The organism is Pseudomonas sp. R32 (assembly GCF_009866705.1).
In the GTDB taxonomy this organism is placed as follows: Bacteria; Pseudomonadota; Gammaproteobacteria; order Pseudomonadales; family Pseudomonadaceae; genus Aquipseudomonas; species Aquipseudomonas donghuensis.
Map to the genome: position 1 here is coordinate 4,233,366 of NZ_CP019396.1, position 15,258 is coordinate 4,248,623.

General features: G+C 62.3%; 13 protein-coding genes. 5 read left to right on the forward strand and 8 right to left on the reverse strand.

The annotated features are described in order from the left end of the window. Positions 1-4: 4 nt before the first annotated feature. Complete coding sequence (gene ttcA / locus PspR32_RS19595) at positions 5-829, reverse strand: tRNA 2-thiocytidine(32) synthetase TtcA (protein ID WP_010220385.1); 825 nt, start codon at positions 827-829, stop codon at positions 5-7. Positions 830-1,095: 266 nt separating this feature from the next. Between ttcA and PspR32_RS19600 the strand changes: the two genes are divergently transcribed. Next, complete coding sequence (locus PspR32_RS19600; protein ID WP_010220386.1) at positions 1,096-1,695, forward strand: Yip1 family protein; 600 nt, start codon at positions 1,096-1,098, stop codon at positions 1,693-1,695. A gap of 137 nt (positions 1,696-1,832) precedes the next feature. Then, positions 1,833-2,327: a SprT family zinc-dependent metalloprotease gene (locus PspR32_RS19605; RefSeq protein ID WP_010220387.1), complete on the forward strand. Its 495-nt coding sequence runs from the start codon at positions 1,833-1,835 to the stop codon at positions 2,325-2,327. A gap of 102 nt (positions 2,328-2,429) precedes the next feature. Here PspR32_RS19605 and PspR32_RS19610 read toward each other — a convergent pair whose 3' ends face one another. From PspR32_RS19610 to PspR32_RS19625, 4 genes are all read right to left on the reverse strand, one after another. Then, on the reverse strand, positions 2,430-3,752 hold the full coding sequence (locus tag PspR32_RS19610) for a dicarboxylate/amino acid:cation symporter (protein ID WP_010220388.1): 1,323 nt from the start codon (positions 3,750-3,752) through the stop codon (positions 2,430-2,432). A 271-nt stretch (positions 3,753-4,023) separates the two neighbouring features. Then, a complete protein-coding gene (locus PspR32_RS19615) occupies positions 4,024-5,379 on the reverse strand; it encodes an ATP-binding protein (protein WP_036996598.1) in 1,356 nt (451 codons plus the stop codon). After that, positions 5,376-6,053, reverse strand: coding sequence for a response regulator (locus PspR32_RS19620; RefSeq protein ID WP_010220390.1), 678 nt, complete (start codon positions 6,051-6,053; stop codon positions 5,376-5,378). The genes PspR32_RS19615 and PspR32_RS19620 overlap by 4 nt, the downstream gene beginning before the upstream one ends. Before the next feature lie 115 nt (positions 6,054-6,168). Next, complete coding sequence (locus PspR32_RS19625; protein WP_010220391.1) at positions 6,169-6,771, reverse strand: outer membrane protein; 603 nt, start codon at positions 6,769-6,771, stop codon at positions 6,169-6,171. 160 nt (positions 6,772-6,931) lie between these two features. On the opposite strand from PspR32_RS19625, the gene PspR32_RS19630 reads away from it, so the two are divergent. Both PspR32_RS19630 and PspR32_RS19635 read left to right on the forward strand, forming a co-directional pair. Beyond that, positions 6,932-7,729: a dienelactone hydrolase family protein gene (locus PspR32_RS19630; protein ID WP_010220393.1), complete on the forward strand. Its 798-nt coding sequence runs from the start codon at positions 6,932-6,934 to the stop codon at positions 7,727-7,729. A gap of 116 nt (positions 7,730-7,845) precedes the next feature. After that, positions 7,846-8,547, forward strand: a complete 702-nt coding sequence (locus PspR32_RS19635; RefSeq protein ID WP_036996600.1) for a 4'-phosphopantetheinyl transferase family protein — start codon at positions 7,846-7,848, stop codon at positions 8,545-8,547. A 3-nt stretch (positions 8,548-8,550) separates the two neighbouring features. Here the strand turns inward: PspR32_RS19635 and fhuF are convergent, their stop codons facing one another. From fhuF to PspR32_RS19650, 3 genes are read right to left on the reverse strand one after another with little or no spacing between them, the layout of a single operon-like run. Then, positions 8,551-9,096 carry a siderophore-iron reductase FhuF gene (fhuF, locus tag PspR32_RS19640; protein ID WP_159389048.1) on the reverse strand — a complete coding sequence of 182 codons (546 nt, stop codon included), beginning with the start codon at positions 9,094-9,096 and terminating at the stop codon, positions 8,551-8,553. Beyond that, positions 9,093-10,709, reverse strand: a complete 1,617-nt coding sequence (locus PspR32_RS19645; RefSeq protein WP_159389049.1) for an ATP-binding protein — start codon at positions 10,707-10,709, stop codon at positions 9,093-9,095. The genes fhuF and PspR32_RS19645 overlap by 4 nt, the downstream gene beginning before the upstream one ends. Then, entirely contained in the window at positions 10,706-11,428 is a 723-nt protein-coding gene (locus PspR32_RS19650) for a response regulator transcription factor (protein WP_026001155.1), read from the reverse strand. The genes PspR32_RS19645 and PspR32_RS19650 overlap by 4 nt, the downstream gene beginning before the upstream one ends. Positions 11,429-12,194: 766 nt before the next feature. Here PspR32_RS19650 and PspR32_RS19655 point away from each other — a divergent pair. Beyond that, entirely contained in the window at positions 12,195-15,083 is a 2,889-nt protein-coding gene (locus PspR32_RS19655) for a ribonucleoside-diphosphate reductase subunit alpha (RefSeq protein ID WP_010220476.1), read from the forward strand. Positions 15,084-15,258 lie beyond the last annotated feature (175 nt).

Below are 15,258 nucleotides of genomic sequence, written 5' to 3' on the forward strand. Positions count from 1 at the left end.
GCAGTCAGATGTTCAACACGTCGACAAACCGCGGGGTGGCGGTCTCGTCGATCTTCAGGCTGGTGAAGTCGAACAGATTGCGGTCCGCCAGTTGCGACGGCACCACGTTCTGCAGGCCACGGAAGATATTCTCGGTACGCCCCGGGGTCTTGCGCTCCCACTCCACCAGCATGTCCTTGACCACCTGGCGCTGCAGGTTTTCCTGCGAGCCGCAGAGGTTGCACGGGATGATCGGGAATTCCTTCATGTCCGAGTAGGCCTGGATGTCCTTCTCGCTGCAGTAGGCCAGCGGGCGGATCACCACGTTACGCCCGTCATCGGCACGCAGCTTGGGCGGCATGGCCTTGAGGGTGCCGTTGAAGAACATGTTGAGGAAGAAGGTTTCGACGATGTCGTCGCGGTGATGCCCCAGGGCCATCTTGGTCGCGCCGATCTCGTCGGCAAAGGTGTACAGGGTGCCGCGACGCAGGCGCGAGCACAGCGAGCAGGTGGTCTTGCCTTCCGGGATCAGCTCCTTGACCACCGAGTAGGTGTCCTTCTCGACGATGTGGTACTCGACGCCGAGGGTTTCCAGGTAAGCCGGCAACACGTGCTCGGGGAAGCCCGGCTGCTTCTGGTCCATGTTCACCGCGACGATGTCGAACTTGATCGGCGCCACTTTCTGCAGGTGCAGCAGAACATCGAGCATGGTGTAGCTGTCTTTGCCGCCGGACAGGCAGACCATGACCTTGTCACCGTCTTCGATCATGTTGAAGTCGGTGATGGCTTCGCCAGCGAGACGACGCAGGCGTTTTTGCAGTTTGTTCTGGTTGACCGAAAGGGTGCCCATAGCGCTTGGAATCCGCGAGGTGTGACAAAAGCCGAACATTTTACCCTTAAACCAACAGCGGGCGTAGGCCAATCCGATAAAGACTGCATCGTGATTAAGCAGCGCCCTGACAGCGCGATTTGCTCTAAAAAGCCGGCTTTATGCAGCGAACGCCTTTCTATACTGCGACATAAGGCCACACAAAGGTGACCTCCAACCTCTGGCCCAGACTTGGGGCCGCAGCGCTCCGCTGGGGGGCGATGGCAACAGCGATAGGAGTGACCGGCATGATCCATCACGTTGTTGGGCTATTTACCCATCCCGATCAGGAATGGAAAGAAATTCGCGGTGAAGAAGAAAGCATCAGTCACATGTACCTGACCCACACGCTGATCCTCGCCGCGATCCCGGCGATTTCGGCGTTTATCGGCACCACCCAGGTCGGCTGGGTCATCGGCGATCGCGCTCCGGTCATGCTCACCCAGGAAAGCGCGCTGTGGATGACCATCATGTCCTACCTGGCCATGCTGGGCGGCGTGGCGGTCATGGGCGCATTCATCCACTGGATGGCCCGCACCTACGACGCCAACCCCAGCCTGGCACGCTGCATCGCTTTTGCCACCTACACCGCAACGCCGCTGTTCATCGGTGGCCTGGCGGCGCTGTACCCGCACCTGTGGCTGGGTATGATCGTTGGCACCGCAGCGGTGTGCTACACGGTCTACCTGCTGTATGTCGGCTTGCCGACCTTCATGAACATTCCATCCGACGAGGGCTTCCTGTTCTCGAGTTCGGTACTGGCAGTAGGGCTGGTGGTGCTGGTCGCTATCATGGCCTTCACCGTGATTGTCTGGGGACTGGGCGTGGGGCCCGTCTATACCAACTGACGCAAACTATTAGAACAGCAACATAGGTGCACCAACCCTCAGGCCGCCGCAAGGCGGCCTGATACTGTGCGCTGACAGGTGGCTCGGCAGCGTCGCTGCGGTTGCGGCATAATCGTCGGCCAGGAGTGTTCCCCGATATGCCCGAACTGCTCAAATCCCGCGTCGAAACCTGTTACCAGCAAGCCGAAACCTTTTTCAAACGCCCCTTCCCGCGCCCCGAAGTCAGCTTCAAGCTGCGCGGACAAAAGGCTGGCGTCGCCCACCTGCACGAGAACCTGCTGCGCTTCAACCTGCAGCTGTACCGCGAAAACAGCGAAGATTTCCTCAAGCAGACGGTGCCCCACGAGGTCGCCCACCTGGTGGCGCACCAGCTGTTTGGCGACCGCATCCAGCCCCATGGCGAGGAATGGCAGCTGATCATGCGCGGCGTCTATGAACTGCCGCCCCACCGCTGCCATAACTACGCCGTCAAGCGCCGCACGGTGACCCGCTATATCTACCGCTGCCCGTGCGCTGGCAGCGACTTCCCGTTCTCGGCGCAACGCCATAGCCTGGTGCGCCAGGGGCGGCGCTATCTGTGCCGGCGCTGTCGCAATACCCTGGTGTATAGCGGCGAGACCCGGGTGGAATAAAGCATCGCAGGGCACGCCCGCTCCCACCCAATCTGTGGAAGCCCCCGCAGACACAAAAAAGCCCATCCGAAGATGGGCTTTTTGCGTTACACCGCCTGCATCTTAGCGAGCAGGACCTTCAGCCACGCCCAGGTCATCCATCGGGCGAGTATCGGTCAGCGGCGAGCCACCGGAAGCCAGTTCGGCCTGCAGCTTGTCTTCGTCCAGCTCATTGACCCACTTGGCCACGACCACGGTGGCCACGGCATTGCCGATCAGGTTGGTCAGGGCACGGGCTTCGGACATGAAGCGGTCGATGCCGAGGATCAGCGCCAGACCGGCAACCGGCAGGTGGCCAACGGCCGACAGGGTCGCGGCAAGCACAATGAAACCACTGCCGGTAACGCCCGCAGCCCCCTTGGAAGCGACCAGCAGCACCAGCAGCAGGGTGATCTGGTGGGTGATGTCCATGGTGGTGTCGGTCGCCTGGGCGATGAACACGGCGGCCATGGTCAGGTAGATCGAGGTACCGTCGAGGTTGAACGAGTAGCCGGTCGGGATCACCAGGCCAACCACGGATTTCTTCGCCCCCAGACGCTCCATCTTGGTCAGCATGCGTGGCAGCGCCGATTCCGAAGACGAAGTACCCAGCACGATCATCAGCTCTTCACGGATGTAGCGGATCAGCTTGAGGATGCTGAAGCCGTGAGCGCGGGCGATACTGCCGAGCACCACCAGGATGAACAGCACGCAGGTGACATAGAAGCAGATCATCAGCTGGCCCAGTTGCACCAGCGAACCGACGCCGTACTGGCCGATGGTGAAGGCCATGGCACCGAAGGCACCGACCGGCGCCAGCTTCATGATCATGTTGATGATGTTGAACATGACATGGGCGAAGCGGTCGATCAGGTCCAGCAATGGCTTGCCGTAGGCACCCAGGCGATGCAGGGCGAAGCCAAAGATCACCGAGAACATCAGCACTTGCAGGATGTCGCCGTTGGCGAAGGCGCCGACCACGGTGTTGGGGATGATGTTGAGCAGGAAGCCCACGGTGGTCTGCTGCGCGCCGGCGGCGGCATAGGCGGCCACACTGCTGGCGTTCAGGGTGCTGACATCGATGTGCATGCCGGCGCCAGGCTTGACCACGTTGACCACGACCAGACCGATGATCAGGGCAATGGTCGAGACGATTTCGAAGTACAGCAGCGCGTAGCCACCGGTCTTGCCGACCGATTTCATGTTCTGCATGCCAGCGATGCCGCTGACCACGGTGCAGAAGATGATCGGGGCGATGACCATTTTGATCAGTTTGACGAACCCGTCACCCAGTGGCTTCAGGGCTACGCCGGTTTCAGGGTAGTAGTGGCCCAGCAGGATACCGATGGTGATCGCTACTAACACCTGGATATACAGCGATTTGTACAGTGGCTGACGCGTCGTCATGGCTAATTCCTCAAGGGTACCGGCTCATCCTTGCCAGGATGCGGGGTACCTAAAGCGCGAACCCTCCTGCACTGGAGGGATTTGTTGTGTCGAGCTGCCTGGCAGAACTCTGATGAGTCCATAGCAAGCCCGATGCCAAAATGCGCTTTAACGGTGCAAGCCCCGGTTTTACGGGGCTGTCATGCACAAAGAGGTTGCAGGTTGACGGGGTGGGGTTGGCGGATTTCCGCACGCTGCAGAAAAGATTCCGACAATGATGGCGATAATCCGCCTAGGGGTTGCGCTCCAGTTCAAAGCGAATCCGAAAGGCAGCACCGCCCAGCGGCGAGTCATCGAGGGTCAGGGTCGCGTCGTAGCTTTCAATGATGTCCTTGACCACCGCCAAGCCGATGCCCTGCCCCGGGTTCTGCCGGTCCAGGCGCTCGCCACGCTGGAGAATCCGCTCACGCTGGTTGGCGGGCACGCCGGGGCCGTCGTCCTCGATACACAGTACAACCTGCGCCTGGTTGGCCAGCAGGCTGATGCGAACCTGGCTCAGACACAGGCGGTAGGCGTTTTCCAGCAAGTTGCCGAGCAGTTCCAGCAAGGCCCCCTGCTCCATCGGTACCATTGCGTTCGCTGGCAGATCCACGCTGATGTGCACGTGCTTGTCGCGGTAGACCTTGGCCAGGGTGCTGCACAGGCTGTCAAGCAACGGCCGCAGTTGCACCTGGTGGCGCACCAGGCCGCTCTTGCGCAGGCTGGCCCGTTGCAGTTGGTAGTCGATCTGCTGGCTCATGCGTTCGATCTGGCTTTGCAGCACCCGTGCCTGCTCACGGTCTTCGCGGCGCTGGGCCATGCTTTCGCTGACGCCCTGAAGCACGGTGAGCGGTGTTTTCAGGCTGTGGGCCAGATCCCCCAGGGAATCACGGTAGCGGCGGCGCTGCTCGCGCTCGCTGCGCAACAGGCGGTTGAGCGAGTCGGTCAGGCGCAGCAGTTCACGTGGATGCTCGCTGCTCAAGCCTTCGCGGGCGCCGGACTCGACATCATCCAGCTCGCGGCTCATCTGCCGCAGCGAACGCAGCCCCCAGGTCAGGCCGGCCCAGAGCAGCGCCAGCAGCGCCAGCAACGCCGCGCCGAAGCCCAGGTAGAGCTTTTCGCGCAGGCCGTCGAGGGTGTGCTGGTATTCACGTACCGGCTGCAGGGCGACGATACTGAAGGCGGCGGTCTTGCCACCGAGCAGCTTGACCTCGACGTCATAGACGAAAAACTCCTCGCCGTCGTCCTGACGAATCCGTGCGAACTCGTTGCCACGCCCGTCGTAGCGCGGGGTGTAGTTGATGTTCTCGTCCGCGGTGGCCCGCGAACGCCACACCAGGTTGCCCTGGCGGTCATAGATGTAACCGAGCAGGCGGCTGTCGGGCAGGTTGAATTTTTCGTCGGGCAACAACACCGGCATCTGCAGGTTGCCGTCTTCAATGCGTGCGGCAGAGATCAACGTGGTGACGTCCGACGCCAGGCGCTGCTCGATCGACTCCTGCAAGGCCAGGCTGAAGGCCTTTTGCAAAGCCGGCAGCAAGCCGAGCATGAACAGCAGCGCCAGCACCGCGGCCGCCAGCATCAGACGCAGGCGTAGCGAACGGATCATCGGCAACGCTCGGTGAACAGGTAGCCCAGACCACGCACGGTATCGATCGGCTTGAAGCCGTTGCTGCCCTCAAGCTTGCGCCGCAAACGGCCGACCAGCACCTCGATGACGTTCGGATCGCGCTCGTCATCGTCCGGATACAGCTGCTCCATCAAGCGGTCCTTGGCCACCACCTGCTGGTGATGACGCATCAGGTACTCAAGGATGCGGTACTCATAGGCGGTCAGCGCCAGGGGCTGTTCGTCGAGGGTTGCCTGCTTGCGATTGAGGTCGAGTACCAGGGGGCCTGCGGCGATGGTCGACTGGGTAAAGCCGCTGGAGCGGCGCAGCAAGGCGTTGAGGCGGGCTTCGAGCTCTTCGAACTGGAAGGGCTTGACCACATAATCGTCGGCGCCGGCGGCCAGGCCTTCGACCTTGTCCTGCCAGTTGCCGCGAGCGGTGAGGATCAGGATCGGGAAGCTCTTGCCCTGGGACCGCAACTGGCGGATCAGGTCGAGCCCGCTCATGCCCGGCAGGCCCAGGTCGATCACCGCCAAGTCATGGTTGAACTGCTCGGCCTGGTACAGGGCCTCCTCGGCATTGGCCACCGCTTCGACCACATGCCCGCTTTCCGTCAAGCGGCTGTACAAGTGATGACGCAAAAGTGCTTCATCCTCGACCACCAGCAGTTTCATACGCTCCTCCAGACCCGTGCCGGCCTTCATTGGCCAGTCAGTTTTGTAGACCGAATGCAGAATAACAGCGAACCGGCCGTGCGCATGCAGGCCGGTTCGGACATCGCCAGGCGACTTAGAACGCGTAGTTGGCCGACAGGTAGGTCTGGGCGCTGCTGTTCAGGCGCAGGCTGCCGACTTTCGGGCCGTCATGCTCGGACAGTTCGGTGCTGGCATTGCTGCGCAGGTAACGGTAGCCCAGTTCCACCGAAGCATTGTCGGTGACTTGCTGCAGCAGGCCGGCTTGCAGGCCGATGGCGTAGCCGGTGTCGGTGTCGCGGCTGTAGCCGGAGGACTCCATGCTCATCTTGGTCAGGCCGGCGCTGGCGCCACCGAACAGCTTGGTGGTGCTGCCCAGCGGGTAGAACAGGTCGTAGCTGCCCAGCAGGTTTTCCTGACGCACTTTCAGGCCGCTGTGGTCGTTGGAGACGTTGTCGTAGGTGAGGTAGTAGCGGCCCTGGTCGTTCATCTGGCCGACGCGGATGCCGTAGGTGCTGTCCTTGCTGATGATGCCGTCGGTGTTCAGGTGATCCGTGTTGCGGCTCAGCAGGCCGGATTTTTTGATCTTGTCGCTGGTCTGACCATAAGTGACGCCAGCGAAGGTGGTGTCAGCGGCCTGGGCGGCGGCGCTGGCGCCAAGGAAAGCAACGGTGAGCAGCAGGGTGTTGAGCTTTTTCATCGTGTGGTACTCCAGGTGATGCACTGTGTTGGTGTGGAAGCTAGAGTAAGCAAGCCGTCCTGAACCGCCGCTGAACCCTGGCTGAACCTCGGCTGAACAGCTGCACCGATTGCAAAAAACCGACTGCACGAGCCGCCCGAAAAAAAAAGGAGTACCGACCATGCGTTGTCTGCTCGCTCTGGCCCTGATCGGCGCCGCCAGCCTGGCCCAGGCTGCAGTGCAAACCCGTGAGATTCCCTACCAGGACGCCGACGGCAAGCGCCTGGTCGGCTATTACGCCTACGACGACGCCGCCAAGGGCAAGCGCCCGGGCGTGGTCGTGGTGCATGAACTGTGGGGGCTCAACGACTATGCCAAGCGCCGCGCCCGCGACCTCGCCGGCCTCGGTTACAGCGCCCTGGCCATCGACATGTATGGCGACGGCAAGAACAGCGAGCACCCGGCCGAAGCCAAGGCATTCATGGCCGCAGCGCTGAAAAACCCGAACACTGCAGCCCAGCGCTTTGATGCCGGGGTTGAACTGCTGAAGATCCAGCCACAGACCGATACCAAGCGGATCGCCGCCATTGGCTACTGCTTTGGCGGCAAGGTGGTGCTCGATGCCGCGCGCCGCGGTGAGCCACTGGCCGGGGTGGCCAGCTTCCACGGTGCGCTGGTCACCAATGCGCCAGCGACGCCGGGCAGCGTCAAGGCCAAGGTGCTGGTAGAGCATGGCGCCAGCGACAGCATGGTGACGCCGGAGCAGGTGGAAAAATTCAAGGAAGAAATGGACGCGGCCGGGGCGAGCTATGAGTTCGTCAGTATTCCCGGGGCCAAGCATGGCTTTACCAACCCCGATGCCGACCGCCTGAGCCACGGCGGGCATGGTGGGCCTGATATTGGCTACAACAAGTCGGCGGATGAGAGCTCCTGGGCGGATTTGCAGGCGTTCTTCAAAAAGATCTTCACTAAAGGTTAACCCCTGTAGGAGCGGGCTTGCCCCGCGATAGCGGTGTGTCTGTTACACCGCAATCGCGGGGCAAGCCCGCTCCTACACAGTGGCACGCCGGCAACAGCCACGGCACAATACCGGCCATGAACCGACTGCCCACCTGCTGCGCCCCGCTCCTGCACCACTGGCCCCTGCCGCGTCCGGTCCCCGGCGCGATCCTGGTCAGTTGCCCGTTCGACCCCGCCCTGCTCGCCAGCGACGACTTCAGCCGCGCCGGCATCGAGCAGACCGCCAGCCTGCAACGCTCAGTGGCCAAGCGCCAGGCCGAGTACCTGGCCGGCCGGGTGTGCGCTCGCGCAGCCTTGCTGCAACTCGATGGCCGCGACTATGTCCCGGGTACTGATGAAGACCGCGCGCCGATCTGGCCCGCCGGCATCAGCGGCTCGATCACCCACGGCAAAGGCTGGGCCGCCGCCGTGGTTGCGCGCAGCAGCGACTGCCTGGGCCTGGGCCTGGATCAGGAAAGCCTGCTCAGCGACGAGCGCGCCGAGCGCCTGGCCCGGGAGATTCTCACCGAGGCCGAAATACAGCGTATGGACCCCAGCCAAATCGGGCTGACCGTGACCCTGACCTTCTCGCTGAAAGAAAGTCTGTTCAAAGCGCTCTACCCCATCGTCAGGCAGCGCTTCTATTTTGAGCACGCCGAAGTACTGGAATGGTCCGCTGATGGCCATGCACGCCTGCGCCTGCTCATCGACCTGTCGGCGCAGTGGCACCACGGCCGCGAGCTGGCGGGCCAGTTCTGTCTGCAGGATGATCAGCTGTTGAGCCTGGTCAGCGTCTGAGCGTCAGGGCAGCAGCGGACAGTGCTCGCAGTGCCCGACCCAGTCGACCTTGTAGCTGAGGCAGCAGGTGCGGCGCCGACGCCGACCTGCGGAATCCTGGCTGATGGCGGCAAATAAAGGGCTGCCGGGCGTTTCCAACAGCACCTGCAGTCCTGTGTTGTCGCTGATGCCTTGCAGCGCCTGATCCAGGCAATCGCCGGCATTGCCCCACAATACCGCTGGCGGTACGGCGCCCAACACCACCAAACGCGCAACAACGGGTTGCAGATGTGCCGCCATGACCGCCTGCAGGCCTTGGCAAGCGACGCCCTCGGCGACCAGTGCGACGGGCAAACCGTGCGCGTCGACCTTCACCGATGTCGCGCTGAACGCCGACAACGGCTGCCCCTCACGCACCATTCGCCACACCAGGGCAAAGTAGTACTTGGACCATTGCGAGACCAGCACCGGCCGTTGCGCCGGCATCAGCTGCGGGCCGTAGAGCGCCAGCAGCAAGGCATCGAACCGTGCTTCGTCGAGCAATACCGGCAGGGCAATCGCCGTGTTCATTCGCGGTCCTGATGGCGCGGCCAGTTCAGGCTGAAACAGGCGCCGCCCAGACGCTCGCTGCGCCCCACCGACGCCCGCCCACCGTGCCAGTAGATGATCCGCCGGACGATCGACAGGCCCAGTCCATGCCCACCTGATGCGCGGGTGCGACTATCGTCGAGACGGGTGAAGGGGGTGAAGATACGTTCCCAGACACCTTCCGGCACACCAGGGCCATCGTCCTCGACATCGATCCGGCAGCGCTGTCCCCCCAACTGATAGCTGAGGCTGACCTGTGACTCGGCGTGGCGCATGGCGTTGCTGACCAGGTTCTGCAACGCCCGGTGCAGGTAACGCGGTTCGGCCTCGACCCACGCCCCCTGGCCGTCCGCCGCCTTCTCCGCGCCCCGGCACGGGCCGCGCAGCACCCGGACCTCGCGGCGCAATGGCGCCAGCTCGGCGATCACCTGATCCAGCAAGGCATCCAGATCGACCCGTTGAAAATGCAGGGCTGGCGCGCCCTGCTCCAGGCGCGCGTAGGTGAGCATTTCATCGACCAGTTTATCCAGGTCCTGAATATCGCCGTCCATACCGGTCAGGTACTTGTCCCGGGCCTGGTCGTTGCTGGCGCTGGCAATCATCTCCAGGCCAAAACGCAGCCGCGCTACCGGCGTACGCAGTTCATGGGATACCGCCCGCACCAGTTCGCGCTGGATGGTCAGCGAGCGCTGCAGGTGTTCGGCCATGCCGTTGAACGCCGCGGCCAGGCGCCCGACCGAATCGGCGTCGTCGGCCGCCACGCGGGTTTCCAGGCTGCCCTGGGCAATCAGGGTTGCGGCGGCCTCAAGCCCCGACAGGCGCCGTTCCAGCTGGCGCACCAGCAGGTAAACGATCAGGCCGATCAGGCACAGGCCCAGCACGGCAATCAGCACCAGCAGTTGCGGCGGATAGGGGTTCATCTGGTACAGCGGGCCGATTTCCAGCACCCAGGGCGTACCGACCAGGCCGGCGAACACCCGGATCGAGTCGCCGTCCTTGCCCAGCGCCAGCACCGTATCGCCTTCGTCGATGCGCCGGCGCTGGTCTTCGTCCATGTCGGTCTGGTTGACCCGCTGCAGGCGCAGGTCAAAGCCAAAGCCCTTGCTCTGCTTGAGGGCCGCCAGGCGCTGCGGCTGCTCGGCCACCGGATAGCGCACCAGCTCATCGGCCAGCAGGTAGATCGTGGCGCGCGCCAGTTGCTCACTGATTTGCTGCACTTCACCAACCAGCAGCAAATCCAGGTCACCCACCTGGCGCAGCACCTTGGCCGCGTGCGGGCCGGTCTTCTCGACCAATACCTGGCCGCGCTGCAACTGGCTGCGCTGACCACCGTCCAGGGCAGTACTGCTCAGCGCCTGCAACGCCAGCGGAATCCCCAGCAGGCGCTCCCAGATCAGCAAGGCGCGCTTGCGCTCGACACCATCCAGCGGCGCCAGGTTGTCAGCCATCAGGGTAAAGGTGCCGTGGGCCAGGCGCTCACGGTACTGGCCGGCGCGCACCTCGTTGAGCAGGTGCAGGCTGAGCACGCCGAGCACCGCCACCAGCACCAACGCGGCGAGCATGCCGCCATAGATGCGCAGGAAGATCGAGTTCATTGCACCTGGCCCATGGCTTCGGCCGCCTCACGGACGAACAGGTAACCTTTGCTGCGGATGGTTTTGATCATCCGCGGGTGCTCCGGGTCGTCGCCTATTTTCGGGCGGATGCGCGAAATCCGCACATCGATGGAGCGGTCCTGGCCGTCGTAGCCGACGCCGCGCAGGGAGGTGAAGATTTCTTCGCGCGACAAGGTGCGCCCGGCGTTGCTCACCAACAGCCATAAAAGGTCGAACTCGGCGCTGGTCAGTTCAATGCCGCTGTCGTACAGCCAGGCCTCGCGCAAGGTGTTGTCGACCCGCAACGGGCCGAACTGCAGGGTTTGCGGCGCCTGAGCCTCGGCCGGCGCCTCGCTGCGACGCAACAGGGCATTGATACGTGCCAGCAGCAAGCGCGGGCGCACCGGCTTGCAGACGTAGTCGTCGGCACCCAGGTCCAGGCCCTGGATCTGGTCGAGATCGTCGCTGCGTGCGGTGAGCATCAGGATCGGCCCGGGGTACTGCTGGCGCACCTTGCGGCAGATGCTCAGGCCGTCTTCGCCCGGCAGCATCAGGTCGAGGATCACTAGGTCCGGCTGCTCGGCGATAATCCGCGCCGCCGCCCGGGCGCCATCGCCTTCCACGTCCACGGTGAAGCCATTGGCCTGCAGGTACTCACAGGTCAGGTCGGCCAGCCGCTGGTCATCTTCGACGATCAATACCCGACTGCTCTGCTCCACGGCTCACCTCAACAGCTTGTTGTTATAAAGAGTACCCACATCACCAAAAGGCAACATTGGCCCCGGATACTACGTCGGGCACCGACGCCTGCCAACCGCCGTTACCGGTGGTGAAAAACCAACGGGAAAGCTGCTCGGACAAGCCGATTTTTTGTGATAGGGTTCGCGCCCGCAAAATCTGCCTGCGACCCTAAGACCCGCGAAAAAATCGGTGACGGGCGGTCATTCAGCGCTAAGACGCGGCCTACAAGGGGTTGAGTGAAATCACTCACAAAATACGCACAAGTTATCCACAGAGCCCGACCTTGCATTACCCCCAAGACCGCATTATCTTGTATCCCCATCGAAACAAAACACTACATCTTGGGGTTTCCTGAAAATCCCAAGCACAAGTCAAGCAGAGAACTCAAGCCCTCAACGGGTAGATTTTTTGCTTGAACTTTAGAAGAGATCAGCAGCCAAACCGCTCCTGCGCAGGCTTCCGTTGCAAACCCTTGGAGGGTGTTGTTTCGGGTACGGGTGAGACCATCAGCACACCCGACAGCAACAGTTTTGAGTCGTAGATTCAAGACCTTTGACTTCGGCCAGGGAGCGGCAAGCATTTGCCCTAATTCCTGAACTGTCCCGAAGTGAGTATGCCCGACCTGTGCGGCATGCCGGAACCTCGCGTTCCTGCGCGCCCTCGGGGTCGGTTGTTGAGCTTTCGGACGGAACGGTTGGCGCTCAAAAAGCGCCTAAAACATACTTAGAGAACGTGGAGACACCCATGCAAACCGACACAACTCGCGAGAACCCGCTGGCTTTGGCGCCGCAGGCCGCCGATTCGAACCAGGATCTGGCAGCCACCGCCCCGGGCCAACTGCGCGTGATCAAGCGTAACGGCACTGTCGTCGCCTATACCGATGACAAGATCACCGTGGCCATCACCAAAGCGTTCCTCGCAGTTGAAGGCGGCACCGCTGCCGCCTCGTCGCGCATCCACGACACCGTTGCCCGCCTGACCGAGCAGGTCACCGCGACCTTCAAGCGTCGCATGCCTTCGGGCGGCACCATCCACATCGAAGAAATCCAGGACCAGGTCGAACTGGCCCTGATGCGTGCCGGCGAGCAGAAAGTCGCCCGTGACTACGTGATCTACCGCGACCAGCGTGCCAAGGAGCGTGCCACCCGTGGCCACGCCGAAGACGCAAGCGTGCAGCCGCACCCAAGCATCCGCATCACCCTGGCCGACGGCAGCCTGGCGCCGCTGGACATGAACCGCCTGAACACCATCATCAGCGAAGCCTGCGAAGGCCTGGCCGAAGTCGACGGCGACCTGATCCAGCGCGAAACCCTGAAAAACCTCTACGACGGCGTGGCCATCAAGGACGTCAACACCGCCCTGGTGATGACCGCCCGTACCCTGGTAGAGCGTGAGCCGAACTACTCGTTCGTCACCGCCCGCCTGCTGATGGACACCCTGCGCGCCGAAGGCCTGGGCTTCCTCAACGTCGCCGACAGCGCCACCCACCACGAAATGGCCGACCTGTACGCCAAGGCCCTGCCTGCCTACATCGCCAAGGGTGTCGAGTTCGAACTGCTCAACCCTGCCCTGGCCGACTTCGACCTGGACAAACTGGGCAAGGCGATCGATCACGAGCGCGACCAGCAATTCACCTACCTGGGCCTGCAGACCCTGTACGACCGTTACTTCATCCACAAGGATGGCGTGCGTTTCGAACTGCCTCAGGTGTTCTTCATGCGCGTGGCCATGGGCCTGGCGCTGGAAGAGAAAGACAAAGAAGCCCGTGCCATCGAGTTCTACAACCTGTTGTCGTCCTTCGACTACATGGCCTCGACCCCGACCCTGTTCAACGCCGGTACCCTGCGTCCACAGCTGTCGAGCTGCTACCTGACAACCGTGCCGGACGACCTGTCGGGCATCTACCACGCGATCCACGACAACGCCATGCTGTCGAAATTCGCCGGCGGCCTGGGCAACGACTGGACTCCTGTGCGTGCACTGGGTTCCTACATCAAGGGCACCAACGGTAAATCCCAGGGCGTCGTACCCTTCCTGAAAGTGGTCAACGACACCGCCGTCGCCGTTAACCAGGGTGGCAAGCGCAAGGGCGCTGTGTGTGCCTACCTGGAAACCTGGCACCTGGACATCGAAGAATTCATCGAGCTGCGCAAGAACACCGGTGATGACCGTCGTCGTACCCACGACATGAACACCGCCAACTGGATCCCTGACCTGTTCATGAAGCGCGTCTTCGATGACGGCAAGTGGACCCTGTTCTCGCCATCGGAAGTGCCAGACCTGCACGACCTGACCGGCAAGGCCTTCGAAGAGCGCTACGAGTACTACGAAGCCCTGACCGAGTACAACAAGATCAAGGTGTTCAAGACCATCCAGGCCAAAGACCTGTGGCGCAAGATGCTCTCGATGCTGTTCGAGACCGGCCACCCATGGCTGACCTTCAAAGACCCGTGCAACCTGCGCAGCCCGCAGCAGCACGTGGGCGTAGTGCACAGCTCGAACCTGTGCACCGAGATCACCCTGAACACCAACAAGGACGAGATCGCGGTCTGCAACCTGGGCTCGATCAACCTGCCGAACCACATTGTCGACGGCAAGCTGGACACCACCAAGCTGCAACGCACCGTCAACACCGCCGTGCGCATGCTCGACAACGTGATCGACATCAACTACTACTCGGTGCCGCAAGCGCGTAACTCGAACTTCAAGCACCGTCCGGTCGGCCTGGGCATCATGGGCTTCCAGGACGCGCTGTACCTGCAGCACATCCCTTACGGCTCCGACGCTGCCGTCGAGTTCGCCGACAAGTCGATGGAAGCGGTCAGCTACTTCGCCATCCAGGCCTCCTGTGACCTGGCCGACGAGCGCGGCGCCTACGAGACCTTCCAGGGCTCGCTGTGGTCCAAAGGCATCCTGCCGCTGGATTCGCAACAGATCCTGATCGAAGCCCGTGGCCAGAAGTACATCGACGTCGACCTGAACGAGACCCTGGACTGGGCACCGGTGCGTGCTCGCGTACAAAAAGGTATTCGTAACTCGAACATCATGGCCATCGCGCCGACCGCGACCATCGCCAACATCACCGGCGTGTCGCAGTCCATCGAGCCGACCTACCAGAACCTGTACGTGAAATCGAACCTCTCGGGCGAATTCACCGTGATCAACCCGTACCTGGTTCGCGACCTCAAGGCCCGCGGCCTGTGGGACCCGGTCATGATCAACGACCTGAAGTACTACGACGGTTCGGTGCAGCAGATCGAGCGCATCCCGCAAGAGCTCAAAGACCTCTACGCGACTGCCTTCGAAGTGGAAACCAAGTGGATCGTCGACGCCGCCAGCCGCCGTCAGAAGTGGATCGACCAAGCCCAGTCGCTGAACCTGTACATCGCCGGCGCTTCGGGCAAGAAGCTCGACGTGACCTACCGCATGGCCTGGTACCGTGGTCTGAAAACCACCTACTACCTCCGTGCCCTGGCCGCGACCAGCACCGAGAAGTCGACCATCAACACCGGCAAGCTCAACGCCGTTTCCAGCGGTGGCGACAGCGCCCCGGTACAGGCAGCGCCAGCCGGCCCTGCTCCGGTACCGAAGGCCTGCGCGATCGACGAGCCGGATTGCGAAGCCTGCCAATAAGCAGTAAAGGGCGCGTTGTTTAAGCGCCAACTGTAATCAGCAAAGGCCGGGATTTTTATCTCGGCCTTTGTGTTTCCGGGGGTATTACAGACTGCTGCAGACAGGAGCACGGAGCCCTGTCGAAAAGGCACGCAAGCATCCCAAGATGCACATCATTGAAACAGTGTAAAAGCCC

Excerpts from the sequence above, each read along its gene's own strand:
- ttcA (WP_010220385.1), bottom strand. The coding sequence starts at position 829 with ATGGGCACCCTTTCGGTCAACCAGAACAAACTGCAAAAACGCCTGCGT.
- PspR32_RS19600 (WP_010220386.1), top strand. The coding sequence starts at position 1,096 with ATGATCCATCACGTTGTTGGGCTATTTACCCATCCCGATCAGGAATGG.
- PspR32_RS19605 (WP_010220387.1), top strand. The coding sequence starts at position 1,833 with ATGCCCGAACTGCTCAAATCCCGCGTCGAAACCTGTTACCAGCAAGCC.
- PspR32_RS19610 (WP_010220388.1), bottom strand. The coding sequence starts at position 3,752 with ATGACGACGCGTCAGCCACTGTACAAATCGCTGTATATCCAGGTGTTA.
- PspR32_RS19615 (WP_036996598.1), bottom strand. The coding sequence starts at position 5,379 with ATGATCCGTTCGCTACGCCTGCGTCTGATGCTGGCGGCCGCGGTGCTG.
- PspR32_RS19620 (WP_010220390.1), bottom strand. The coding sequence starts at position 6,053 with ATGAAACTGCTGGTGGTCGAGGATGAAGCACTTTTGCGTCATCACTTG.
- PspR32_RS19625 (WP_010220391.1), bottom strand. The coding sequence starts at position 6,771 with ATGAAAAAGCTCAACACCCTGCTGCTCACCGTTGCTTTCCTTGGCGCC.
- PspR32_RS19630 (WP_010220393.1), top strand. The coding sequence starts at position 6,932 with ATGCGTTGTCTGCTCGCTCTGGCCCTGATCGGCGCCGCCAGCCTGGCC.
- PspR32_RS19635 (WP_036996600.1), top strand. The coding sequence starts at position 7,846 with ATGAACCGACTGCCCACCTGCTGCGCCCCGCTCCTGCACCACTGGCCC.
- fhuF (WP_159389048.1), bottom strand. The coding sequence starts at position 9,096 with ATGAACACGGCGATTGCCCTGCCGGTATTGCTCGACGAAGCACGGTTC.
- PspR32_RS19645 (WP_159389049.1), bottom strand. The coding sequence starts at position 10,709 with ATGAACTCGATCTTCCTGCGCATCTATGGCGGCATGCTCGCCGCGTTG.
- PspR32_RS19655 (WP_010220476.1), top strand. The coding sequence starts at position 12,195 with ATGCAAACCGACACAACTCGCGAGAACCCGCTGGCTTTGGCGCCGCAG.